This window comes from Pyxidicoccus sp. MSG2 (assembly GCF_026626705.1).
Taxonomy (GTDB): Bacteria; Myxococcota; Myxococcia; order Myxococcales; family Myxococcaceae; genus Myxococcus.
Window position 1 is genome coordinate 7,933,154 of sequence record NZ_JAPNKC010000001.1, and the last position, 23,573, is coordinate 7,956,726.

At 71.9% G+C, this 23,573-nt stretch carries 19 protein-coding genes; 8 read left to right on the plus strand and 11 right to left on the minus strand.

What is annotated here, in order from left to right:
* Nucleotides 1-255 precede the first annotated feature (255 nt).
* The 3 genes from OV427_RS31125 to OV427_RS31135 all read left to right on the plus strand — a co-directional run bounded on the left by OV427_RS31125 (nt 256) and on the right by OV427_RS31135 (nt 5,981).
* Nucleotides 256-3,414 (plus strand): ATP-binding protein, encoded by a 3,159-nt coding sequence (locus OV427_RS31125; protein WP_267859836.1) that lies wholly within the window; start codon nt 256-258, stop codon nt 3,412-3,414.
* 93 nt (nt 3,415-3,507) lie between these two features.
* Nucleotides 3,508-4,491 (plus strand): MBL fold metallo-hydrolase, encoded by a 984-nt coding sequence (locus OV427_RS31130; RefSeq protein ID WP_267859837.1) that lies wholly within the window; start codon nt 3,508-3,510, stop codon nt 4,489-4,491.
* A 56-nt stretch (nt 4,492-4,547) separates the two neighbouring features.
* The gene (locus OV427_RS31135; protein WP_267859838.1) at nt 4,548-5,981 is read left to right on the plus strand and encodes a DUF6896 domain-containing protein; all 1,434 of its coding nucleotides are present in this window, start codon (nt 4,548-4,550) and stop codon (nt 5,979-5,981) included.
* 10 nt (nt 5,982-5,991) lie between these two features.
* Here OV427_RS31135 and OV427_RS31140 read toward each other — a convergent pair whose 3' ends face one another.
* Complete coding sequence (locus OV427_RS31140; RefSeq protein WP_267859839.1) at nt 5,992-7,392, minus strand: serine hydrolase domain-containing protein; 1,401 nt, start codon at nt 7,390-7,392, stop codon at nt 5,992-5,994.
* Nucleotides 7,393-7,568: 176 nt separating this feature from the next.
* On the opposite strand from OV427_RS31140, the gene OV427_RS31145 reads away from it, so the two are divergent.
* Entirely contained in the window at nt 7,569-7,805 is a 237-nt protein-coding gene (locus OV427_RS31145) for a YtxH domain-containing protein (RefSeq protein WP_267859840.1), read from the plus strand.
* 73 nt (nt 7,806-7,878) lie between these two features.
* Here OV427_RS31145 and OV427_RS31150 read toward each other — a convergent pair whose 3' ends face one another.
* The 4 genes from OV427_RS31150 to OV427_RS31165 form a co-directional block, all read right to left on the minus strand.
* Nucleotides 7,879-8,154: a hypothetical protein gene (locus tag OV427_RS31150; RefSeq protein WP_267859841.1), complete on the minus strand. Its 276-nt coding sequence runs from the start codon at nt 8,152-8,154 to the stop codon at nt 7,879-7,881.
* A gap of 131 nt (nt 8,155-8,285) precedes the next feature.
* Nucleotides 8,286-12,707, minus strand: a complete 4,422-nt coding sequence (locus tag OV427_RS31155) for a hypothetical protein (RefSeq protein WP_267859842.1) — start codon at nt 12,705-12,707, stop codon at nt 8,286-8,288.
* A gap of 90 nt (nt 12,708-12,797) precedes the next feature.
* A complete protein-coding gene (locus OV427_RS31160; protein WP_267859843.1) occupies nt 12,798-13,562 on the minus strand; it encodes a hypothetical protein in 765 nt (254 codons plus the stop codon).
* Nucleotides 13,563-13,593: 31 nt separating this feature from the next.
* A complete protein-coding gene (locus OV427_RS31165; protein WP_267859844.1) occupies nt 13,594-14,496 on the minus strand; it encodes an AraC family transcriptional regulator in 903 nt (300 codons plus the stop codon).
* 139 nt (nt 14,497-14,635) lie between these two features.
* On the opposite strand from OV427_RS31165, the gene OV427_RS31170 reads away from it, so the two are divergent.
* Nucleotides 14,636-15,280 (plus strand): HAD family hydrolase, encoded by a 645-nt coding sequence (locus OV427_RS31170; protein WP_267859845.1) that lies wholly within the window; start codon nt 14,636-14,638, stop codon nt 15,278-15,280.
* A 136-nt stretch (nt 15,281-15,416) separates the two neighbouring features.
* Complete coding sequence (locus OV427_RS31175) at nt 15,417-16,304, plus strand: phosphate ABC transporter substrate-binding protein (protein WP_267859846.1); 888 nt, start codon at nt 15,417-15,419, stop codon at nt 16,302-16,304.
* 11 nt (nt 16,305-16,315) lie between these two features.
* On the opposite strand, the gene OV427_RS31180 is transcribed toward OV427_RS31175, so the two are convergent.
* The 4 genes from OV427_RS31180 to OV427_RS31195 all read right to left on the minus strand — a co-directional run bounded on the left by OV427_RS31180 (nt 16,316) and on the right by OV427_RS31195 (nt 20,005).
* Nucleotides 16,316-17,080, minus strand: coding sequence for an RNase H family protein (locus OV427_RS31180; protein WP_267859847.1), 765 nt, complete (start codon nt 17,078-17,080; stop codon nt 16,316-16,318).
* 124 nt (nt 17,081-17,204) lie between these two features.
* Nucleotides 17,205-18,077, minus strand: a complete 873-nt coding sequence (locus tag OV427_RS31185) for a BON domain-containing protein (protein ID WP_267859848.1) — start codon at nt 18,075-18,077, stop codon at nt 17,205-17,207.
* A gap of 231 nt (nt 18,078-18,308) precedes the next feature.
* Complete coding sequence (locus OV427_RS31190; protein ID WP_267859849.1) at nt 18,309-18,896, minus strand: nucleotidyltransferase family protein; 588 nt, start codon at nt 18,894-18,896, stop codon at nt 18,309-18,311.
* Nucleotides 18,893-20,005 carry an XdhC family protein gene (locus OV427_RS31195; RefSeq protein WP_267859850.1) on the minus strand — a complete coding sequence of 371 codons (1,113 nt, stop codon included), beginning with the start codon at nt 20,003-20,005 and terminating at the stop codon, nt 18,893-18,895. The genes OV427_RS31190 and OV427_RS31195 overlap by 4 nt, the downstream gene beginning before the upstream one ends.
* Before the next feature lie 279 nt (nt 20,006-20,284).
* On the opposite strand from OV427_RS31195, the gene OV427_RS31200 reads away from it, so the two are divergent.
* Nucleotides 20,285-21,520, plus strand: a complete 1,236-nt coding sequence (locus OV427_RS31200) for a hypothetical protein (protein WP_267859851.1) — start codon at nt 20,285-20,287, stop codon at nt 21,518-21,520.
* Between the two features lie 58 nt (nt 21,521-21,578).
* Complete coding sequence (locus OV427_RS31205) at nt 21,579-21,989, plus strand: hypothetical protein (RefSeq protein ID WP_267859852.1); 411 nt, start codon at nt 21,579-21,581, stop codon at nt 21,987-21,989.
* Nucleotides 21,990-21,999: 10 nt separating this feature from the next.
* Here the strand turns inward: OV427_RS31205 and OV427_RS31210 are convergent, their stop codons facing one another.
* Both OV427_RS31210 and OV427_RS31215 read right to left on the minus strand, forming a co-directional pair.
* A complete protein-coding gene (locus OV427_RS31210; protein ID WP_267859853.1) occupies nt 22,000-23,178 on the minus strand; it encodes a DNA glycosylase AlkZ-like family protein in 1,179 nt (392 codons plus the stop codon).
* Nucleotides 23,179-23,235: 57 nt separating this feature from the next.
* The gene (locus tag OV427_RS31215; RefSeq protein ID WP_267859854.1) at nt 23,236-23,553 is read right to left on the minus strand and encodes a hypothetical protein; all 318 of its coding nucleotides are present in this window, start codon (nt 23,551-23,553) and stop codon (nt 23,236-23,238) included.
* Between the last annotated feature and the right edge of the window lie 20 nt (nt 23,554-23,573).

Here is a 23,573-nt window from a genome sequence, read left to right on the forward strand (position 1 = left end):
TCCTTCGCGCACGGGTGTCACGCGACTCGCGGTGCGGAGCGGTGGACATCGGCTCCTGGCATCCCGGGGCAGTTGGCGCGTGACGTGGTGGACGCTGCTTCGTGCATCCGTCCGTTGCAGGATGCTGGTTCCGTCAGCGCCACGCGCATGCGGTCGTCACGGATGGGCGGCGTGGGGGACGCGTGATGAGATCCATTTCCAGGTGACGGGCAGGGCCGTCCCGGGGGTCCCCGACTGGCGCAGCGGGAGAGGGCGATGGGAGATGTCTTGCGAAGGCTGACTCTTCCACCCTCGGGCACGCTGCGAGCCCTGCCCGGGCACGAGCCGTCGTCTCCGGCCGCGCCTCCCGAGGGCACGGTGGCGCTGGTCTTCACCGACGTTCAGGGCTCCACGCGGCTGTGGGAGCGGGGCGACGCGAGCATGCGCGCCGCGCTGGAGGTGCATGACGAAGTGCTGCGCTCGCTGCTCGCGGGCACCACCGGCTACGAGGTGAAGACGCAGGGTGACTCCTTCATGGTGGCGTTCCCCTCGGTGCAGGAGGCGCTGCGCTGGTGCCTGGAGGCGCAGGAGGCGCTGCTGCGCGCTCCCTGGCCGGCGGACCTCCTCGCTCTCCCGGAGGCCGCGGAGGAGCAGGGCCCGCGCGGGACACTGCACCGCGGGCTGCGCGTGCGCATGGGCGTCCACGTGGGCGAGCCCGAGTGCCGTATGAACGAGCAGACGGGACGCATGGACTACCTGGGCCGCATGGTGAACGTGGCGGCGCGGGTGACGTCGGCGGGCCACGGCGGGCAGGTGCTGGTGAGCGGCGGCGCGTGGGCACAGGTGGCGCCGGCGGTGGAGTCGCTGGGCCGGCCCGCGGTGCGCCCGCTGGGGGCGTTCCGCCTGAAGGGCATCGACGACGCGGTGGCGCTGGTGGAGGTGCTGCCGGCGTCGCTGTCGGACCGGCGCTTCGGCGCGCCCCGGGCGCCGCGCGACAGGCAGGGCAACGTGCCCGTGGCGCGCGAGGGGCTGGTGGGCCGGGGCGAGGAGCTGGCGACGCTGAAGCGCTGGCTCGAGGAGGGCGTGCGGCTCGTCACCGTGCTGGGCCCGGGCGGCATGGGCAAGACGCGGCTGGCCACGCACTTCGGCGCGCTGGAATTGGAGTCGGGCGCGTGGGAGGGCGGCGTCTGGCTGTGCGAGCTGGCGGAGGTGCAGTCGGCGGACGCGCTCTGCCACGCCGTGGGCCAGGCGCTGGGCGTGGCGCTGCGGCGCGACGGTGACCCCACCGGGCCGGTGGAGCGGCTGGGCCGCGTGTTGGATGACTGCGGGGACGTGCTGGTCATCCTCGACAACCTGGAGCAGGCGGTGCGGTACGTGCCGGCCACGCTGGGGCGCTGGATGGCGATGGCCCCGCGCGCGCGCTTCGTCACCACCTCGCGCGAGTCGCTGCGCCTGCCCGGAGAGCGCCTGCTGGATTTGACGCCACTGGCGGTGCCGGACGAGGGGGCTTCGCGGCTGGAGGAGATTTCGCGCTCGGACGCGGTGCGCTTGTTCGTGCAGCGGGCGCGCGAGGCGCGGAGCGACTTCGAGCTGACGGCGGAAGAGGCGCCCCGCGTCGCGGACATCGTGCGCCAACTGGACGGCATCGCGCTGGCGCTGGAGCTGGCGGCGGCGCGCATGTCGCTGTTGAGCGTGAGCCAGCTGCGCGAGCGGCTGTCGCGCCGCTTCGAGCTCTTGCGCGGGGGACGGCGGGACGCCAGCGCGCGACAGGCCACGCTGCGAGGCGCCATCGACTGGTCCTGGAACCTGCTGGAGCCCGCCGAGCAGACGGCCCTGGCGCGCTGCTCGGTGTTCAGCGGCGGCTTCACCCTGGAGGCGGCGGAAGCGGTGCTGGGGCTCCCGGAGGATGCGCCGGCGTGGGAGGTGCTCGAGTCGCTGCGCGCCAAGTCGTTGCTGCGGGTGCTGGAGCCGGAGGACCCGGGAGGGGAGCCGCGGCTGGGGCAGTACGAGAGCATCCGCCAGTACGCGGCGGCGAAGTTGCCCGAGGTGGGTGGTGCGGAGGCGCTCGCGGAGCGGCACGCGGACTGGTACCTCGCGCTGGCGCGGGGACTGCGTGCGCGGGTGCGCAGCCCCGGTGGCGCGGAGGCGCTGCGGCAGCTGGCGCAGGAGCGGGAGAACCTGCTTGCCGCCTGTGACAACGCGCTGCGCGTGCAGCCCGCCACCGCAAGCTCGGTGGAGCGCGCGCTGGAGGCGCTGGTGGCGCTGGAGCCGGAGGTCGTCACGCGCGGGCCGGTGAGCCTGTTGCTGGCGCGGCTGGACCAGGCGCTCGCGAAGGCGTGCACCGTCGCGGCCTCGCCGCTGCTGGTGGCCGAGGCGCTGGCGGCGCGCGGCCGGGTGCTGCTGGAGTCGGGAAGCCTGGAGCTGGCGCGCAACGACCTGGAGTCGGCCCGCACGGCGCTGCAGGCGCTGGGGGCGGTGGCGGGGGAGAAGCGCGTGCTGGTGGACCTGTCCATCGTCGCGCGCCACGAGGGCGTGGTGCCGCGCGCCTGGGCGCTGGTGCGCGAAGCGCAGCGCCTGCCGTCGGGAGAGGACCGCTGGCTGGAAGCGTACGCGGTGGGCAACCTGGGGCTGGTGGAGCAGGCGCGCCGTGGCGCGGAGGCGGCCATTCCCCACCTGCGCGCCGCGCAGGCACTGTTCCGCGACGTGGGGGACGTGACGTTCGAGGTGGGCTTCCTCACCAACTGCGCGGTGGCCATCGGCGAGGCGGGGCGCACGCGCGAGGCGCTGGCGCTGCTGGAGGAGGCGATGACCCGCGCGGCCAGCGTGGGAGACCGGGCGGGCGTCGCGGTGGCGCGCCTCAACCTGGGCTGCTTCCTGCTGGAGGATGGCCGGGCGCTGGATGCGCGCGAGCACCTGCTGGCGGCGGGGCGCATGGGCCGGCAGCTGGGCCAGCGGCTCCTGGAGGGCACGGCGCTGGGCGAGCTGGGGCGCGCGGAGGCGGCGCTGGGCTCGTTCGAGGAGGCGTGGGCGCGGCTGTCGGAGGCGGTGTCCGGCCTGGGCCGCGTGTCGCGAGGGCAGGCGCTGCGCTTCGCCATCCACCGGGCCGCGGTGGAGGCCTTCCTGGGGGACGCGTCGGCCGCGGAGGCGAGCTTCGTGGTGCTGGAGGGCGCTCCCGAGCTCCGGGAGGACCCGGTGCTGCGGGAGCTGGCCGCATTGCTGCGGGGCGCGGTGGACGTGGCCGATGCGAGGGCCACACCCGAAGACTCCGAGCGGGTGCGGCAGGCCCGTGAGGCGGTGCGCCGCCGCATCGAGCGGGCACGCTGTTCTCCCGCGGAGGCGGCCTCGTCCGACCTGCGCGGCGCGCTGCGCTCCCTGGAGGACGCACTGGACACATGCCACGCGACGCGGGAGCCGAGCCCGCCCGCCACGGCCTGAGAGAAGGCGTGGAGCACGTCGTGATTTCCGCACGCGAGCGTGGCCCCGTGCGCCCACGGGCACCCCATGCTCCGGGCGTGTTAAGCACGGCGCATGGCGAGATTCAGGGTGCGTTGGGGCCGCCTGCTGGGGTCGCTGTTCGTGGTGGGCCTGCTGGTGGGCGGAGTGAAGCTGTTCACCGCGGAGCTGCCTCCCGCGCCGCCGCACGCGCGCGCGGTACCGGACTTGAAGGCGCTGCCGCCGGTGGAGGTGTGCTGGCTGGAGCTGTCGCGGAGCGATGTGTGGGGCCAGCTCGGCACCGCGGGCCTCACGCGCACCGGCACGTGGAAGAACACGGCCTCCTCGCTGCTGGTGCGGCATCCGAAGGGGGACGTGCTCATCGACGCGGGCTACAGTCCGAATGTGCGCGAAGAGGTGAAGCAGCGGCCGTTCCTCGCACGCTTCTTCAACGAGTCGGCCCTCAATGGCGCGCGCGACTGGTCCACGCTGACCGCGGCGCTCCAGAAGGTGGGTGCCTCACCTGGAGGACTGAAGTGGTTCATTCCCTCGCACGCGCACCTGGACCACCTGGGCGGCATGGTGGAGCTGCGCGAGGTGCCGGTGCTGCTGCCCGCGGAGGAGCTGTCGCTCATCCAGAACTGGAAGACGCGCTCGGAGGTCTTCCCCGAGCACGCCCGGGCGGTGGAGGGGCGCATGACGGCCATGGCCTTCGAGCCCAAGCCCTATGAGAATTTCGACGAGCGCTTCGATGTCTTCGGAGACGGCGCGGTGGTGGTGGCGCGGATTCCCGGCCACACGCCCGGCAGCATCGCCACCTTCGTGAACCTCTCGCCCGAGCGGCGCCTGGTCCACGTGGGCGACACCGTCAACCTCGTGGAGTCGGTGGAGCGGCGCCTGCCCAAGAGCACGGTGCTCCAGCTCTTCACGGACACGGACGCGGAGGCCGCGGGAGGGCAGGTGGCCCGGCTCTCCCAGCTCCACGAGTTGGCCCCCGAGCTGCAATTCCTCCCCGCGCATGACCGCGACGCCTGGGAGAAGTTCTTCGGCAGTCCCTGGAGCTGCGTGAAGGCGCGGTAGTCCGCACGGGCCCGCCCGTTCGGAAGTGGGAGGAGGCACCGGTGAGGGATGCGGAGGTGGCTCGGAGACTCGAGGAGGCGGTGCGTGCCGTGGTGTCGGAGGCTCCCGCGCCCACGGAGGCGACGCTCCTGCGGGAAGACGTCCTCCCGGTGGCGCATGGCTGGCTCCTGCTGTGCCTGCTGCGACAGGTCAGCCGGCAGCGCTGGGTGATGCGGATGGTGAAGGAGCGCCTCCGCGGCCGCGAGCCCGACGACGAAGATGAAGGGGCGGTGCCGGGCTATGCGGGCTGGCGGTACAGCTTCCACGGCATCGGCTGCTGCTTCGAGGGCCCGGGCGAGCTCATCGACATGGACTTCCACGACGAGGAAGGTGCGTCCGTCGACGCGTACTTCTTCGCCCGGCGCATCCAGTCGCTCACCGCGCCAGGGCTGCCCGAGTCCCGCCTGCGCGCGATGCTGCCCGGCGCGTCGCTCCTGGTGGACGCCATCGATGACCTGCGCGCGGGAGGACTCTTCGGACGGCCCGAGCCGCGCGATGCCCTCCGGCTCCCCGCCGGCCTGGAGGCCCTCGCGGAGGAGGCGGCGGCGCTGGACCTGTCGGGTGACGAAGCCACCACGCGGAGCCTGAAGCACCTGCGCGACTTCGAGGCGCTGGCGTCACGCCCGGGCGGCGAGGTGTTCCAGGAGAAGGCCCTGGTGGCGCGGCAGTCCCGGCGCGACTGGCTCCTCGCGCACGCCGGGACACCCGGGACGGCGAAGGAGGCGCTCGCGGCCCTGGAGGGGCTCGCCACGGACGAGGACCTGGTCCGTGTCTGCACGCGCATCATCGACGGTCCGGTGTCCTCGGCGACGGCGGATGCGGTGAACCGGCTGGACGCGATGCCGGGGGCCGCCGGGAGCGAGGCCGTGCTGCGGCTGGCCCTTCAGCGGCTGTCCCCCAGCGAGCATCACCCCTATCCCATGTACGCCGCCGCGACGTACCTGCTCGCGCGGAACCTCGAGCGGGAGCGCGTGCTCGCGGCGATGCTGGCCTTCGCGCGAGTGGACCCGGTGAAGGGCTACCGTGGCAATCCGTACATCGGAGACTTCGCCCTGCTCGCGCTGGAGCATGCGCACGAGCACGCGCTGGAGCTGGTCCGCCTGGCGCTGCGCTCCTCCGTCCCCGCCGCGCGGCAGCTCGTCACGGCCGTGCTCTTCGTGCTGGACCGGCCCTGGTGCCACCATGAGCTGGCGGCGGCCCTCCACGAGGCGGAGCGGGAGCCGGGCGCGCTGATGATGGCGGTGGCGCTGTCCCGGAGCCGGTCGGACCTGGCGCACGCCATCGCCGCCCGCTGGCAGAGGGAGCACCCGCTTCCCCCGTCGGAAGGACCGGGCTTCACCTGGGCGGAGGTGGAGGATGCGAACGCCTCCGGCTGGTTCGACGCGGAGGTGGAGAAGGCGCGCAAATGGGTGGCGCGAGCGGGGACTCGCGTCCCCGAGACGCTCGCCTGAGGCCGGCCTGCTAGCGGCCGGTGCGCGCGGCGGTCAGCAGGTCCGTGTGCAGGTAGCGCGCCTTCGGCTGTCCTGGCTTGAAGACGAACACCCACTCCTGTCCGTCCTCGCTGCGGAAGCCGTCCTGCCGCGTGCGCTGGAGCGGCTTCGCGCCGTCCGTCGTCACCACGAGCCGCTTGCCATCCCACGACACCGCGAAGCGCACGAGGTCCGCGTGCGCATACGTCCCCGTATAGCGCTCCGCTTCCGCGGCGGTCAGCGGCGGGTCATCCGGCAGCGGCGCGGGCGGGTCCGGCAGGCCGAAGACGGTGCGAGAGATGACGTCGAGGGACTTGCGCAGCGTGACGCCATTCTTGTTGGTGAGCAGCAGCACCGCGCCCTGGCGCTCCGGGAGGAAGCGGAAGTGCGAGCCATACCCGCGGCGCACGCCGCCGTGCTCGAACACCTCCGTTCCGTCGAGCCTCATCCGCACCAGCCCGAAGCCGTAGCGCGCGTCCTCCGGCCCGGCGCCGGGCAGCGGCACCTGCGCGGTGAAGAAGTCCCGCACGGCGGCTTCGGGCAGCACGCGGCGCTCGCCGTCCAATCCACCGCGCACCAGCACGGAGGCGAAGCGCTCCAGCTCGCGGGCGGAGGAGAAGGCAGAGCCCGCCGGGTACATGGCGGTGTTCTCCGCCATGGGGCGGACGACCTTCAGCTCGCTCCCGTCGCCCTCGTGGCCCTGGGCGAAGTCGGAGGTGATGGCCTCCAGCGGGCGCAGCGTGCTGCGCGCCATGCCGAGCGGCTGGAACAGCACCTCGCGCATCGTGTCCGCGTAGGGCTTGCCGTGGACGCGCTCCAGCACCAGGCCCGCCAGCCAGTACCCGGGGCCGCTGTACGAGAAGACGTCGCCGGGAGGCGCGAAGAGGTAATCGCCCTTCCAGCCGCGCACCATCCGCCCCAGCCCCTCGTCGTCCTTCGACTGCACGGAGGGAGAGGCCTCACGCATGCCCGCCGTGTGTGACAGGAGCTGGCGCAGCGTCACCTTCCCCAGCGCCGGGTGCACGTCCTTCACGTACGTCCGCACCGGGACGTCCAGGCCGAGCCGCCCCTGTGCCGCGGCGTCGAGCGCCACCAGCGAGGTGAGCATCTTGGTGGTGGAACCGAGGCGGAACAGCGTGTCCGGAGTGACGGGCGTGCGCTCCTCGCTGCTGCGCACGCCGAAGGCCCGCAGATAGACAGTCTCTCCGCCCCGCACCACGGCGACGGCCGCGCCCGGAGCGCCGGACTCGCGCAACTCGTCCTCGACGGCGCGGGTGATGGCCGCTTCCTGCTCCGGCGTCAGGGGGCCGCGCTCAGGCTCCTTCGCGGCGGCTCCGGCGCGCAGGGTGGCCAGCAGCAGGACGAGCGCACCTGTCCGGAAGACCTGTCTCACCGTGTCCGGCTCCTCGCGAGGTTGGCGGGCACCTCGACACTGGAGGCCCGGCCTGCATTCCCGACCCGCGCGAGGCTCCCGGCCTCCCTTGGCACCTGGACGGTCGTGACTATCTTCCCGCGCACTTTCCGGCTCCGGGGTCTTTGGGACCTGGGGCCTTGCACGAGGAGGAATCCATGCAGGTGAAGACGCTGCTGGCCGTGACGCTGGGCGCGCTGGTGTTGGGTGTGGGCTGCCACCGCAACACCCGTGAGAGCGCGAAGGACGACATGGAGCAGGCGGCGGACAAGACGGAGGACGCCGCGGAGAAGGCGGCCGACAAGACGGAGGACGCCGCCGAGAAGGCCGCGGACAAGACCGAGGACGCCGCCGAGACCGCGGGCGACAAGATCGAAGACGCCACCGACAAGTAGTCTCGTCGGAGTGACAGCGGCCCGCTCCCGGAAGGGGTCCGGAGCGGGCCGCGCTCAGCTCACCGGGCCAGCCTCAGAAGCCGGTGTCGGAGGTGTAGTCGTAGTAGGACGACGTGGAGCCCCACCGGAACCAGGCGCCAGACGAGCGACCCTGACCGCCGATGACGTTCCATTTGGCCGGCTCGCTGTAATACGTGTACTCGAAGTCCTGCACCGAGCGGTCCGACTGTGCGTCCTCGCTCGTGGTGATGAAGTGGGACTCCGCCGCTTCGGCCGTGGCCCCTCCGCCCCCGGCCATCAGCATTCCGGCGGCCAGCAGCGCGCTTCCGATGACGTTCCTTGCCTGCATGCGTGCCTCTCGAACCGAGCTTCGGGGTGTCACTGCTTTTCGAGGGTAACGCAGCAAAACGGCATGGCCAGGCGCTCAAGGAAGAAAGACGGGCACACGACGTGGCGCGTGCCCGTCTTCGGTGTCATGCGTCAGATGACGGTGCCGGTGGCCATGAAGACCACCTCCACCGCTTGCACCACACCCAGCGAGGTGTAGCTGGCCGAGTCCACCAGCAGCGTCCACTCGCCCAGCAGGCTCCGGTCATAGAAGGCATTGTTGGCGGGGGTGGAGCCGTCCGGTGCCACGCTGCACTCGTCCGAGAAGGTCGCTGTCTGGAAGGCGGTGGAGCACGACGCGTCGTTCAGGTTGCACACGGGCGGGCGGGACACGCAGGCGGTGAAGGGGATGTAGTGCAGCACCTGCCGCGTGGCGCCGGAGGGGTACCGGTCCTGCTCCACCAGCTCGAACTCCGCGCGGTAGTTGCCGAGCTTGAACGCATCCAGCGTGTCGCGCACCAGTACGGCCGGCACGGACTCCTTCGTGCCGCTGGCGTTGACCACGTTGATGCGCACGTTGCGCACGCGGTGGCCGTTGCGCAGCGACAGCTCCGGAGAGGCGGCCAGCTCGGCCGCCGTAATCTGGAAGCGCGCCCCCACGTACGTCTTCGTGCCGGAGACGAGCTCTCCCAGCGACTTCATCCGGCTGAGCTCGTCCGCCGTCAGCGGGTGGAAGCTGCTGCCCGGCAGGCGCTGGTAGTACTTCGTGCTGCTCAGCACGTAGTGCGTCTTGAGTCCGTCCAGGTCCACCAGCCGCGTCATCATGTCCGGGTAGGTGAGCAGGTTGAAGTCGTACTGCGACCGGAAGGACGCCGGAATCGCGCTGTCCCCGTTGGACGGGTCGAAGGGCAGGTACTGGTACTCCGCCACGCGGATGAGCTCCCAGTAGCGCGAGGTGAGCTGGTCCAGGGTGCGCACCGCCGTGCTGTAGACCTGCTGCCCGATGAGGAGCTGGTCGAACTGGCGCAGCTCCGTGCCCGTGCCGAAGGCGAGGATGGAGTTGAGCGCGTCGCGCGCCGCCACCGCGTTGCGCTGGCGCAGGAGCACCGTGTCCCGCTCCATCTGCGCCAGCTCGTACTCCGCCTGGGCCTTGCTGAGCTGGGCCTGCAAATCCAACAGGTCCAGGGTGATTTCCACCTGCGACTGGCTGAGGATTTCCTTCTTCACTTCGTCCGCCAGCACGCTGCGCGCCGGCTTCTTCTGGTTGCCGTTGACGATGTCCCACAGCTCCGTGCCGCCGCTCTTGAGCTTGTCCTTGAAGGGCTTGCTCTTGGCCGCGTCGGTGGCGGCCGTCTTCAGGGCCTCCCACGCCGCGGCCTGGAACGAGTTGCTCTCATTGCTGGGCGGGCCCGAGCCCGACACCGGCGAGGCGCTCGTCTCCGACTGGAAGCTCTTCTTCACCTCGCCCCACAGCGCCTCTCCCGCCTTGCCGCCGATGGCGCTGGCGAACTCGCCGCCGTAGGCCTTGGCCACGGTGCCCAGCAGGTCCAGGACGAAGTCCCCGAAGTCCTTGCCCGCGGCGTTGTAGTGCTCCTGGATGCGGGTGTCCGTCGTCTGGATGGCCTCCGTCAGCGAGGCGATGGCGGCCTTGCGGTTGTTCATGGACTGCGTCAGCGCGTTGAGCTGTGCGGTGGCCACGGCGATGCGCTGGTCCGCCACGTCGCGCTCCTGGCCCAGCGCCGTCACCTCGTTGTTCAGCTCCGTCTGGTGCGCGGCCATCCACGCGGAGAGCTGCACGGTGGTGGAGAGCGTCAGCCAGTGGCCCACCGAGCTGTCCAGCACGCCGTAGAGATAGTCGAACTGCGAGCGGAGCGCCTCGTAGCGCACGTGCGGGTTGAGCAGGGAGTCCTTCGTCAGGCCGTGGAAGTTGCGCTGGCCCTGGATGAAGCTGAGCTTCGTCACGTCGTGCGCCATCAGCGGGCAGAGCGCGCCGTACAGGTACACGTCCGCGAAGGGCCGGCCGGTGGGCGCCACGTCGCAGACCAGCCCCGCCTGCGCGAGGATGCCGCCCATCTCCGCGATGTTCTGCGTGTACGCGAAGGCGGCCTGTTGCAGCTCCCCGCGCTTGAAGTGGGCGTTGCCCTGCGCCTGGGCCACGCGCCAGGTCTGGGGCGCCAGCAGCGCGCGCAGCATGTCCACGTCGCGCCGCATCGCCCGCAGGGTGCGCACCGTGCCGACGGTGCCCGCGGCCCCGGCGGTGCCCGCGGTGGCCTTGGTGCCCACGAAGCACGTGCGCGTCTCCTCGCGAGGCACGCAGAGGTAGTCGTCGTAGAACTCGCACGAGCCGGGAGGCGCTTCCCGCACCACCACCGTCACCGGCTTGGAGGCGCGGTTGCCGGCGAGGCCCTTCTTGCCGCCAATCGGCGCCGCGTTCAGGAACTCGGCGCGCGTGTCCGTGTAGCGCCCGTTGTAGGGCTCGGACATGGAGATGTCGTGCCACGTCGCCAGCTTCTGCCGGCACAGCAGGTCGCCGTAGAACGGATTGGCGGAGCAGTTGGGGTCACTGCAGTCGATGACGAAGTCCCCGTCGTTGTCCACGCCGTCCGTGCACTGCGCGACGGTGTTCTCGGTGCTGCCGCAGACGGTGCCGGCGAGCGGGCTGTTGCTGCACTGGTAGTCGTAGCAGTCCTTGTAGCCGTCCGCGTCGTTGTCCAGGCCGTCGCTGCACGTGGCCGCGGTGGCCTCCTGGAGGAAGGGATAGGTCTCCGGCTCGCACACCTTCGCGTAGGGGTTGCCCGAGCACCCGGAGTCGTTGCAGTCCACGTTGCCGTCCCCGTCGTTGTCGATGCCGTCCGAGCAGTTCACCGGCGTGCGCTCGCTGCCACAGGCGCTGGTGACCTTGGGGTTGATGCGGCACTCGCGGTCCGCGCAGTCCACATCGCCGTCCAGGTCGTTGTCGACGCCGTCGGAGCACGCCGCGTCGCTGAGCTCCTCGAAGCCGCTGGTGAGCGCCAGCACGGGGCCCCGCGCGCAGGCGGCCAGGGGCATGCAGCCCGGGTCCGCGCAGTCGCCCAGCCCGTCCCCGTCGTTGTCGAGCAGGTCCGAGCACTCCTCGTCGCCTGCCTCTCCGGAGTAGTTCACACAGCTGTAGTCCTGGCTGTCCTTGTAGCCGTCGCCGTCGTTGTCCTTGCCGTCCGCGCAGAGGTCCTCGGCGAACTCGCTGTTGGAGGGGCGGCTCTGCTGGCAGAAGCCGCGCATGCCGCACTGCGGGTCGGCGCAGTCCGTCTTCCCGTCGCCGTCGTTGTCCTTGCCGTCGCTGCACGCCTCGGCGGAGGACTCCTTCGCCAGGGGGGACCAGGTGGCCTCCGGGCACACCGTCACATGGGGGTTCTTGGAGCAGGCGTAGTCCTGGCAGTCCTTGTAGCCGTTGTGGTCGTTGTCGATGCCGTCGGAGCACTGGGCGTTGTCGGCCTCGGTGAGCACGTCGCACAGGGCGATGGCCGGGTTCCACCGGCAGCGCAGGCTCTGGCAGTGCAGGTCGTCGTCCATGAAGCACTGCTCCGCCGTCACCGGCGCGGACTTGTAGGGCTCGTTGATGAGGCCGGGCCCGGTGAGCGAGGTGTAGCGGATGAGGACCTCTCCGCCCTTGCCGCCCTTGCCGCCGTTGCTCCCGTTCTGCGCCTGGCGGGTGATGGTGGGCACCGTGCAGCTCACGGTGGGGTTGGGGCCGTTGTTGCCGGAGATGGTGGTGGTGATGCCCTCGGCCTGGGCGTCCAGGCCATTCCAGCCGTCATCGCCCTTCTCGCCGGTGACGTTGACGCGCGCGCCGTTGAGGACGTTGGTGTAGAGGACGAAGCTGCCCGCGTTGCGCCCGTCGCGCCCGGCAGGAGGGGCCGGCGGGGTGGACCCGGTCGGGTCCGGCGGCCGTACCGCGGGGTTGCGGAAGCCCGGGGTGGTGCTCAGCGGGAAGCCGTTGGCGACGTAGTCACCGGCGGCGATGACGAGCGTCGTGCCACCGGTGTCCACCGGGCCCGCCAGCTCCACGCGGGGGGCCACGATGACGATGGCCGCATAGGGCTGGAGGGCGAGGTCCTCCGTCGAGGGCACGTAGAGCTCGGCGCACGCGTGGGTGGTGCTGCACGCGTTGCCGGCCAGCGTCTGCGCGGTGACGACGGGGGACTGCGTGGCGAAGACGCCGTCCGCCTGGGGCAGCAGGGCCTGGTTGCCACGGAGGAAGACGGGGTAGTTGCGCGCGTACGACGTCAGCAGCCGCACCTTGTCGGTGGTCTTGTGCCGGGTGGAGAGCACCCCGCGCAGGTCGTCGAAGCGCGGGGAGGGGAGCACCCGCAGCAGCTCGGCCACCGTGGTGTCCATGGTCGCGGGCGGCGGGGGCAGGCCCCGCAGCTCGCTGAAGTCCATGGGGGAGGAGAAGGCCAGCGGCTGGGCCGAGGTGGCCGTCTCCAGCCCGGAGGGGGGCTGCTCGTCGGGGAGGCCGGATTCACCACAGGCGCTCAGCGCCAGCGCGCACACCAGGGCCCAGGCCCCACGCGGGCGGAGGCTTCGGAAGGACTTCATGTTCGTCTGCTCCTTTGTTGGCGAGCAGAACGGGGAAGCCCGGTTTCCTTCGCCCCATGGCTCCGGAATGACTCCGGCCCGGGTGGGCGGCTACCGCCCGACGCGCAGCGTGTACGTGTAGTCGATGGGTGCGCCGAAGGGGGCGAGGGCGCGGACCTTCACCACGTGCTCGCCCGGCGCGAGCTGGAGCATCAGCCACCAGCCATCCGTCACGCCGCGCTGCTCGCCGCCGGTGAGGCACGGGTCGGGAATCTTCCCGACGAGGCTCGGGTCGCCGTCGAAGGTGAAGAGGCCGCTGGTGTGACGGTGGCGGCGGACGTCGATGCGCCGCCCGTCGAGGGTGACGACGAGGTCCTGCGTGCCGTTGTTGAAGTCGATGGCGCCCTGGCGGAGGAAGTCCTCCAGCGTCTGGCCCGGCGCGGGCTCGAAGGACGGGTCGGGGCAGGGGTAGTCGTTGATGATGACCCACAGCGGCACGAGCACGGGCCGGTTCTTCGGGACGCGGCAGGTGCGCTGGAACGTGGTGTCCAAATCGTAGACGGGCACGAAGAAGACCGGAGCGTCCTGGTCCACGTCGCAGTCCTGCTCCAGCAGCAGCATGGGGCTGCGGTCCGCGGGGACGCGGAAGTGCCAGCGGTACCACTCCTTCGCCCACTCCGTCACCGTGCGGCCCCGCACGCGCGCGTGGGGAGGGAGGACGACGGCGCCCCGTGCGCCCAGTTCGTCGTCCACCTGTGCCGTGTTCAGCTCCGTCGCGGTGGCGGTGGGCTCCGCCTTCTCCTGGGGAGGTTCCTCCCCCGCGCAGCCCGCGAGCCAGCCGGTGAGCATTGCCACTGCGATGATGTCGCCCCTCATGTGTGGACCCTCCTGAAGTGAGGGTTCCAAATTAGAGAGGCGAGGCGACCCCGTATTGTACGGGCTTGCGCTGTCCGCGCCCCGCGAGCGCCGCGGCCCGGTAGGCCCCCGGTGTCACGCCCAGCGTGCGGCCGAAGTGTTTGATGAGGTGGCTCTGGTCCGTGAAGCCGCACGCGAGCGCCACCTCGGCCATGGGCAGCGGCCCGGCCAGCAGCTCCTGCGCGCGACGCAGACGCAAGGCGCGCTGGTACACCTGCGGCGTCTGCCCGAGCTGGCGGTGGAAGGCGCGCACCAGGTGCCAGGGGCTGAGCCCGGCGACGCGCGCCAATTCCTCGAGGGTGACGTTGCGGGTGGGGTCCGCCTCCAGCAACTCACGCGCCCGCCGCACGCCCGGGGGACACGCCGGAGCGCGCCGGCTCATCCGCGTCAGCCCCGCGTGGCGCCGCAGCAGCACCACCAGCAGCGCGAGCAGGTGCTCCTCGCGCTCCAGCGCCGCCGCCGCGCCGTCTTTCAGGGCGTCGAAGGTGCGGGTGAAGGACTCCAGCAGCTCCGGGTCCTCGAACACGGGGGAGGCGAAGCCGGGCAGGCTCCCCGCCGGTGCTCCGGCCTCCTCGGCCGCGCGGGTGAGCAGCGCGGCGGGGACGTAGAGGATGCGGTACGCCCAGCCGACGCTCGAGTCCGCGGCCCGGCCCTCGTGCATCTCCCCGGGGGCGATGGCCAGCAGGCTGCCCGTCGAGGCCACGACATGCTGCCCTTGCAGGTGCAGCGCATGGGCGCCCGCGTCATAGGCGACGAGGGAGAAGACGTCGTGGGAGTGCTTCGGGAAGGTCCACCGGGTGTACGCCGCCTGATGCAGCTCCAGTCCGGGCATCTCCGGAGCCACCCAGTAGCCGTCGCCTGTCTCCCGAGCCGTCCGCCGCGTGTCTCGCCGCATCGCTGCTCCTGTCGTTCGGGGACGGGCGCACGGGGCGCGCGTCCCTGCCAGGCAAGAGAACGCTCGGCGTGGGGGAACGTACCGGCGGAAGGCCTACAACCCCGTGCATGGGAGGCGCGGACGGCGTATGGAACGGCACGTGAGCCCTGCTGACTCCCGCGGAATCCTCTTCGACCTCGACGGCACGCTGGTGGACTCGCTGCCGGACATCATCGACAGCTTCCTCCACGGCTTCGCGCACCTGGGGCTGCCGGCGCCCGCGTACGCGGAGGTGCGTGCCCTCATCGGCCAGCCGCTGGACATGATGTACACGCAGTTCGCGCCCGAGCACGTGCCCGCGCTGTGCGCCGCCTACCGCGAGCACTACCCGCGCAACTTCCTCAACCGCTCCCGCACCTTCCCCGGCGTGGAGCAGGTGCTGCGCACCCTGCGCGAGCGGGGCTACCTGCTGGCCGTGGCCACCACCAAGCGCAGCGACATGGCGCGGCGCTTCGTGGACGCGCTGGGGCTGGGCGGGCTGCTGCACCACGTGCAGGGCACGGACGGCTTCCCGCACAAGCCGGCGCCGGACGTGCTCCACCGGGCCCTCGCGGCGCTGGGCACCGGCGGGCTGTGGATGGTGGGTGACACCACGTTGGATTTGCACGCGGGGCAGGCCGCGGGTCTGCGCACCTACGGCGTCACGTGGGGCACCCACTCGCTGGACGAGCTGGCCAGCGCCACCCCCGACGAGCTGCAGCCCGACCTGGAGCGACTGCTGGCGCACCTGCCGCCACTCCGTTGACGGAGTCATGGACAGAACGGAAGCTGGCTCCCGCCGCTCGGAGGCAGTCCCGTCTCGACGGGGGCGTGGGAATGTCGGCGGCCTGGCCGACGTGCTCGCGCACCTGACCTCTTCCCTCGCTGCTCCCGGAGTCTCCATGAAGAACACCTGCGCATCCCTGCTCGCCCTCGTGTTGTTCGCGCTCGTCACGGGTTGCAAGAGCGGCGACAAGGAACCCGCGGAGGGCGCGGCGAAGTCCGAGGCGAGCGCGCCGCAAGCAGGGGGCACTTCACTCACCATCAAGGGGAGTGACACCATGGTCATCCTCGGCCAGCAGTGGGCCGAGGCCTTCATGAAGGCGCACCCGGACCAGCGCATCCAGGTGACGGGCGGCGGCTCTGGCACGGGCATCGCGGCGCTGCTCAACGGCACCACCGAGATTGCGATGTCCAGCCGCCTCATCAAGCCGGCCGAGGCGCAGCAGGTGCAGGCGCGCCACAAGGTGGAGGCGAAGCAGACGGCGGTGGCGAGGGACGGCGTCACCTTCTACGTGAACGAGGTCAACCCGCTGCGCGCCCTCAGCCTGGAGCAGCTCCAGGCCATCTACCTGGGCGACGTGAAGAACTGGAAGGAGGTGGGCGGCCCGGACGCGCCCATCGTCGTCTACTCGCGTGAGAACTCGTCGGGCACCTACGTCTTCGTGAAGGACGAGGTGCTGAAGGGGGAGGACTTCACCTCGGAGGCGCTGACGTTGCCGGGCACGGCCGCCGTGGTGAATGCGGTGTCGAAGGAGAAGTACGGCATCGGCTTCGGCGGCGCGGCCTACGGCAAGGGCATCCGGGAGCTGGCGGTGAAGGTCGGCAATGACGAGGTGGCGCCGACGGAGGCGAACATCCAGAGCGGCCGGTACCCGCTCAGCCGCGACCTCTTCTTCTACACGCGCGGCGAGCCCTCGGGCCGGGCGAAGACCTTCATCGACTTCGCGCTCTCTCCCGAGGGCCAGGCCATCGTCACGAAGGTGGGCTACTTCCCGCTGAAGAAGTAGGGAAGGCCCGCTCAGTCCTCCGCCTGGACGTCCTGGGGCTGCACGCCCCACTCCTCCAACACCTGCGCCTCGTCCTGCGCGCTGCGCGTCTTCTTGAAGCGGGCGCCCGGCACGCCCTTCACGCGGCGCTCGCACGCGGCCCAGGTGGCGTGGCGCTTCACGGCGCGGCCCACCTCGCTCAGGTAGGAGTACGCCTTGCTGGAGCCCGAGCGCTCACCGGGCTTCTTCTCCGGGACGGACGTGTCGTCGGGGATGTCGCTCACCGCGATGCCATACCCCTGCAGCGGGCCCGAGTAGAGCAGGGGGCTCTTGCGCTTGGAGTAGGCGACGGCAATCTCGTCCACGCGCTCGTTGCCGGGCACGCCCACGTGGCCGCGGACGTACTTCCACTCCACGGCGGCGTCTTCGCCGGAGAAGGTCTTCTTGCGCTCGGCGAGCAGGGCCATGAGCCGCTTCCAGTAGGCGGCATTGGCCACGTCACCGCCGTCGGCGGTCTTCCACCCGCGCTTGCTCCAGCCAAAGGCCCACCTGGTGATGCCCTGGATGACGTAGGTGGAGTCCGTGAGGATGTGCAGCGGCCCCGGGGTGCGCTCCAGGTGGCGCAGCGCCTTGCCCGCGGCGGTCAGCTCCATCCGGTTGTTGGTGGTCTCCGCCTCGTGGCCGCCCAGCTCCGTCACCTGGCCGTCGGGCGTGACGATGATGACGCCCCAGCCGCCAGGGCCGGGGTTGCCGGAACATGCACCGTCGGTGAACACCAGCGTGGCGCGACTCTCCATGCCGCCACCCTATGCGGCCGTGGCCCGGGGCCGCCAGGGAGACGAGTGCCGGAGGTCGTCTCCGGAGCATCGGGAAGGCGGCTCCCGCGCGCCAGGTGCGGGGAGCCGCCGTGGGACTCGCGCGCTAGGAGCGGGCGACCCTGGTGGGCGGGGTGCCCGGCGTCCCGGTCGTCGTGGCGCCGAGCTGCTCGGGGCGGCTCACCTTGAGCTGGTTGTGGACGTCCTTCACTCCGAGGACCTCTTCGACGATGTCCTCGATGACGCGCTTGTCGCGGCGCTCATCGACGAAGCCCGTCAGCGTGACTTCGCCGGCCTTCACCTGCACCTCCACGTCCTCGGCATTCACCCACCCGTGCATGAGCCGGTCGTAGATGTCCTCACGGACGCGGTCATCCGAGCGCGTGTACGCCTTGGGTCCCTTGCCCAGCTTGCGTACGCCCTCGCGGAACCGGTCGCCGAGCCGCTCGAAGGGGCCACGCTCGTCGACGTCACGGCGGAAGTGGAGCCCGTCGGTCCTGTCTCGCGCCACGTAGGTGCCGAAGCCCCGGTCGTGGCCGAGGTCCCGCTCGGACATGCCGCCGAAGGTGCCCGGCATGCTGTACTGCCCGTAGCCCGGGCGGGCATTCCAGTCGTTCCCGGTGTAGCCCATCGAGCGCCCCTGGCCACCCGGATTCCCCTGGAGGTTGACGCCAGGGTTGTAGTTGTAACCGCTGATGTAATCCCGGTTGTAGTCGCGGTCCGGGTCCCGGTTGGAGTCACGGAGGTTGTAGTCGCGGGTGTAGCGGGGGATGTCCTCGCGCATGCCCCGGCCGTAATCCTCGTAGCCGCGGCCGAGGCCGCCACCCACGTACCCCTGCCCGCCCTGCCACGGGCCACGCTCCTGCCTTGGCCCCGGGTCGCTGCCCCGGTAGCCATCGTCCATGTCCCGCTCCCGGGCTCCCCAGCGGTCCCGGTCGTCTCCGAGGAAGCGACGGTTCTCGTAGTCCCTGTACGCCATGGCGTGCATCTCCTTCGAGCGTGCGGATGCGTGTCACGTGACGGTGACGGGTGCGGTCCGGTGTCTTGTCGGTGTCACGTGGGGCCCGCGGCGCACGGAGGCTCGCGGGTCCTCGGCAAGACTGGGACGTCAACGCCGTGCGGCAACGGGTGACCGGGGACGCGTCGGCAGTCCGCTCGCTGGGCAGTCACCAGCCCGCGAGGCGCGCGGGCCCGGAGAATAAAGCGCGGCTCACTTCAACCGCTCGAGGTCCGCCACGGTGTCCACGTCCTCACCTCCGCCGGCGAGGGAAACCTCCGCCACGCGCGAGGGCTCGCGGGCAATCACCCCACGCGCGCCCTGCTCGGGGCGGAGCGCCTCCAGTTCCGGGAACACGGCGCGGGAGAACAGCGCGGGCACGCCCCGGGTGCCGTCGTACGTGGACGCCACCACGGCCGCGCCGGTCCGCCGCCACGTCTCCACGAGGGCCTTCAGGTGCGCGGCGTCCACGCGGAGCTGGTCGCACAACATGACGAGCACTGCGTCCACGGACGGAGCCTCGCTCATCCGGGTGAGCGCGCGCACTCCCGCGACGAGCGAGCCGCCGGGCCCCGCTGCCCATTCCGCATGCTCGACGACGTGTACCGGCAGCCCGAGCAGCTCCGCGGCCACGGCCTCATGGTGCGCGCCGAGCACCACCACCACGGGGCCACACTCCGCCGCGATGGCCGCTTCCGCGGCCCGGCGCACCAGCGTCTTTCCGTGATGGACGACGAGTTGCTTCGGACGCCCCAGTCGCGACGAGCCTCCGGCGGCCAGCAGCACGACGCCCACCGTCACGCCAGCTTCCGAGCCGGCGGCGTCGCCGCCGAATGGATGGGGGCCTGTCGCTCGCGCAGCTTGCCGCCGTCGCGGTCCGCCACCACCGACTGGAGCTCCGCGACGATGGACAGGGCAATCTCCTCCGCGCCTTCCGCGCCCAGGTCCAGTCCCACGGGCGCGTGCAGCTTCTCCAACTGCGCGGGCGTGGGCGCGGCGGACAGCTCCGTGAGCAACCGCTCCGTGCGCGAGCGGGGCCCCAGCACGCCCAGGTAGCGCAGCTCCCGGGGAAGCAGGCGCGGCAGCAGCTCGCGGTCCTGGGGCAGGCTGTGCGTCATCAGCACCGCGAGCGTGCGCGGCGACAGCGTCAGTGCGTCGACCGCGTCACGGGCCTTCGCGGACACCACCGCATGCGCCAGGGGGAACCGGCGCCGCAACGTCTCCGAGGGCCGGTCCGCGACGACGGTGACCTGCCAGCCCAGGCTCGCGGCCTGGGTCACCACGGGTGCTACGTCGAAGCCGCTGCCGAAGAGCACCAGCGGGTGCGGCGGGTCCACCACCTCCACGAGCACGTCCGCGCCACCGCACGGGCCGCTCCACGTCCTTCCCGCCTCCAGGGCCTCGCGAGCGGCCTCGCGCACGGCCTCGCGCAGCGCCCCGGACAGGTCTCCCGCTTCCATGCCGTCCGCGCGCACCAATAGCCGCGAGCCCACGGCATTCGCGGGGCCCCGGTACACCGTGGCCACCACCGCGCGGCGTTCCGCGCGCCGGGCCTCGGCGGCGAAGGCGAGCGCCTCCCCGGGGCCGGGCTCGAAGCGCTCCAGCAGCACGTCCACCACGCCGTTGCACCCGAGCGCGAAGGACAGGCTGCCCTCCTCCTCGGCGTTGTCGCCGGTGGAGTCGTAGCGCAGCAGGCGGGGGCCGGTGCTCGTCCAGAAGAAGGCCTTGCGGACGATGTCGGCCTCCAGGCAGCCGCCGCTCACGCCACCGGCCAGCCACCCGTCCTCGCCCATCAGCATGCGAGCACCGGGCTTGCGGTACGACGAGCCGGACACGGCGACGACGGTGGCCAGCACCAGCGGACCCCGGGCGCGCTGCCGGGCCCGGAGGATGGCGTCGAGGTCTTTCATGGCGGGAAGGAGGCGGTGCGCATGGAGCGGTTACGGGCCCTAGATTATCACCGCACCCCCTGGGGACGCCGCCCGCACGACGAGTTGTCGTCATGCGGACGATGCGTTCCGGCGGGCCTGCGTCCCAGCACCACCGCGAACCCGCACGCGGATTGTGGGCGTGCGACATGGCGCGCCTCCTCGCGTGCGAGTGTGGCGCAATCTGCTTTCCTCCGCGGAGGCCCGAGAGGATGCTTCGTGCGACAGGGCCCGTCGCAAGGGGGCCTCGGAGGGCAGAGGATGGGAGTCGAGTCCCGCCGAACCGTCGAGCTGACGTCCGGCGCGAAGCAGCACGAGGCTGAGTCGCATCGTCCCCCTCGAATCCGTCAGCAGTGGGCCGCGTTCCATCGCGCGCGCTCCACCCGGCTGCCGGTGCCCGGTCCGGAGCAATGGCGCCCCGAGCACGCGGAGGCCCTGCGCGAGCAGCGCCTGCGGCAGGCCGAGGCCGAAGCGCGGGAGGCACGGGGGACGGGTAGGAATGTCCTCACGTGCTGGCGCCAGATGCCGGACCTCCCGGAGGACGCCTCCGTGCTGGCCGGCGAGTGGGCCTTCGAGGGGCCCGTGCCCCGGGCGACGCACGAGGTCGATGACGAGGTGGCCTTCCGGAAGGCCGTGGACGCGCAGGTCGGGCGGGAGCGGCGCTGGGGGATGTGGAAGCGCATCCTCTTCGCCTTGCTGATGTTCCCCTGTGTGTTCGGCGGCGTCGGAACGTCACTCCAGGGCCCTCTCGGGGACGGGTCGGTGCCAGGCGCGCTGCTCGCGTATGCCGGCTTCACCGCGCTGTGTACGGTTCCCTGGAGCCGGGAGACCCGCCGCCTCGCGGCGCGGCGGTTCGCGGAGCAGTGGCCGGAGTACTGGCGCGAGGCCCTCGCCGCCCACACGGCGCACGCGACGTGGCCGGAGCGGGAGCGCGAGCGGGTGGCGTGGACCCGGAGGGTCCTGGCCGGCGAGCACGAGGCCGTCCTGGAGTCCGTGCAGCGCGAGCTGGAGGCCCTGGAGCTCCCCTTCGCGTCCCGGTGCGAGGTCCACCTCGACGGCGCAGCGCGCGCCTTCCTCGCGGTGGACCTTCCCGAAATCGACGACGTCGCCCCCGAGGTGAAGCAGCGCATGCGGTGGGACGGGACGATGGAGGAGACCGGACACAGGACGAAGGTGGAGCGCCACGAGGACTACCTCCGGCTGGTCGCCGGGCTGGGACTGCTGCTGGCCCGGACCACCTTCATGGCCGCGCCCACCATGCGCCATGTTTCGGTGGCGGGCTTCACGCCGCGGCGCCAGGGAGGCAGTGGCGCCCTCGCGCCCGAGTGCGTCTACGAGGCCACTTTCAGCCGTGAGGCCGCCGCCTCCTGGCACCCGGCGACGGTCGACTCCGTGCGAGTGCTCGACGCGCCCGCGAACCGCTTCCACCTGGGGCCCGACAAGAAGCTGTGGCGAATCGACCCGCCCGGCTGGTGGGCGGCGCCTCCGGACGTGTGACGTGCGGGGCGTGTGGGGCTGGATGAATCTCCGGACCTGAGGTGTAGTTCCCATCCGCATGCCCGTTTTGCGCTACGTCTTCACGCTGAATGCCGTGCGTGAGCTCGGCCGCCTGGCTCCGGACATCGCTCGTGCGAGAGCGGAGGCTTCCTGGGAAGAGTGTCTCCAGGGCATCCGCGAGGCGTGCACGCTGTCGCTCGGCATGGAGTTCGACACGCTGGTGTGCTTCGACGCGCGCTCCGTGGTCCGCCTGTTCGCGCACGCGGAGCAGGCGCGCATCCTCGCCCGGCTGGTGGACGAGCGGGCGCGGGCCTTCGCGGAGCGGGGCCAGTTCCAGCAGGCGCTGGAGGACACCGTCTACGCGGGGCAGTTGCTGGCCTGCTCGCGCCAGCGCTTCGGCGTGGCGCGCGACGCGCATGCCGCCCAGACGCTGGAGCGCGAGCTGCCCGCATTGACCGAGCAGGGCTGAGCCGCGCCCCTCACGCGGCGACGCGGGCCCGGGGACGGCGGACGCGCTCCACGCCGCACGCCACCGCATGGCGCGCGAGCGCCGCGTCGAGCGCCGCGTCGTCCAGCTTCACGCCCTTCTCGCGCCAGAGGTTGTCCACGTGCAGCGTGTCCTCGCGCACGCGCGCCTCCAGCCGGCCCACCAGCGCTCCCTTGTGCAGCAGCGGGCACACGTACCAGCCCCACTGCCGCTGCGCGGCGGGCTTGTACACCTCCCACACGTAGTCGAAGCCGAATGCCAGTCGCACCAGCCCGCGGTCCCACAGCACCGGGTCCAACGGCCCGAGGATGCGCATCCGCTCATCCGGCTCCGGGAAGTCGCGCGCGCGAAAGCCCCGGGGCGCCAGGTACCGCCGGGGCGAGCCCGGCACCATCACCTCCTCCAGCACGCCCTCCTTCACCAGCGTGTCCGGCAGGGGCGAGGTGCGCACGTCGGTCAGCGTGGACCAGTGCGGCCCGGTGACGCGGCTGAGCAGGCCCGCGGCCTCCACGCGCTCCACGAGGGCCCAGCGCCCGAAGGTCTCGTCCACCGGCGCGTCCGCGAGGCGGGGCAGGGCGCGGCGGGGCACGTCGTACACCTTGCCGCCCGGAGCGCGCCCGCACACCACCACCTGACAGCGCGTCCACAGCACCTCCAGGGCCATGGCGGTGGCGCGGCCGGTGCCCTTCCAGCCACTCCAGTCCAGCGGCACCACGGGCCCGTGGTCCGTCAGCGTCTTCGCGGAGGCCGGGCCCAGTTCCTCCACTTCCTTCAGCACCGCGTCGAGCACCGCCTCCGGCACGCGCTTGAGCCGCTCCTCCAACCGCCACCAGGGCGCCTGGGCAGCGCGCTCGCGGTAGTAGGGGAAGGCGCTGACGGGCAGCAGGCAGCGCTCCTTGGCGAAGTGCTCGAACGCATGGCCCGGCATCAGGTGGCGGTACACGTCGCCGCGGACGAGGCCGTCCACGCGCGCCAGCGCCACGAGGTCCGCGTTGGTGCCGATGACGTCGAGCGGGTCCAACTGGATGCAGCGCAGCGCCTTCAGCAGGGCGCGCACGCCGCGCGCGCCCGGGGGCAGCGCCGGCCGGGTCAGCCCGAGCTGACCCACGAGGTAGCGCCGCGCTTCGTCAGGGGGCAGCGTCGCGGCGGGAGGAAGGGAAGAACGAGGCACGGAGCGGAACGTTAACAGCGCCCCGCCTTGGTGCCTCGCCTTCCGAGCGACGGATGGCTACTCCCGCTGCGACACCGGCTCCTCGCCGCGCCTGCGGGCCTCTTCGTCCTCCTCGGGGCTGCGGGACTCGGGCTCCGGCTCCAGCCGGGCCTGGCGCTCGCTGGCCTCCCAGGACTCGTCTGCGTCACGGGCATGCACGCGGGCGGCGGCCTCGTCGTCCTGAGCGCCCGTCCACGTGGTGTGTCCGCCGGCATAACCCTCCAGCGGGCGGGGGCCCCGGTGGGACTCCACGTCCAGGTCCTTCCGCTCCTCCTCGCGCAGCCGCTCCCGCTCCTGCTCCCGCTGGTGCTGCTTGTCGCTGGGGTTGTCCGCCATGGTGCTGTCACCTCCAGCCC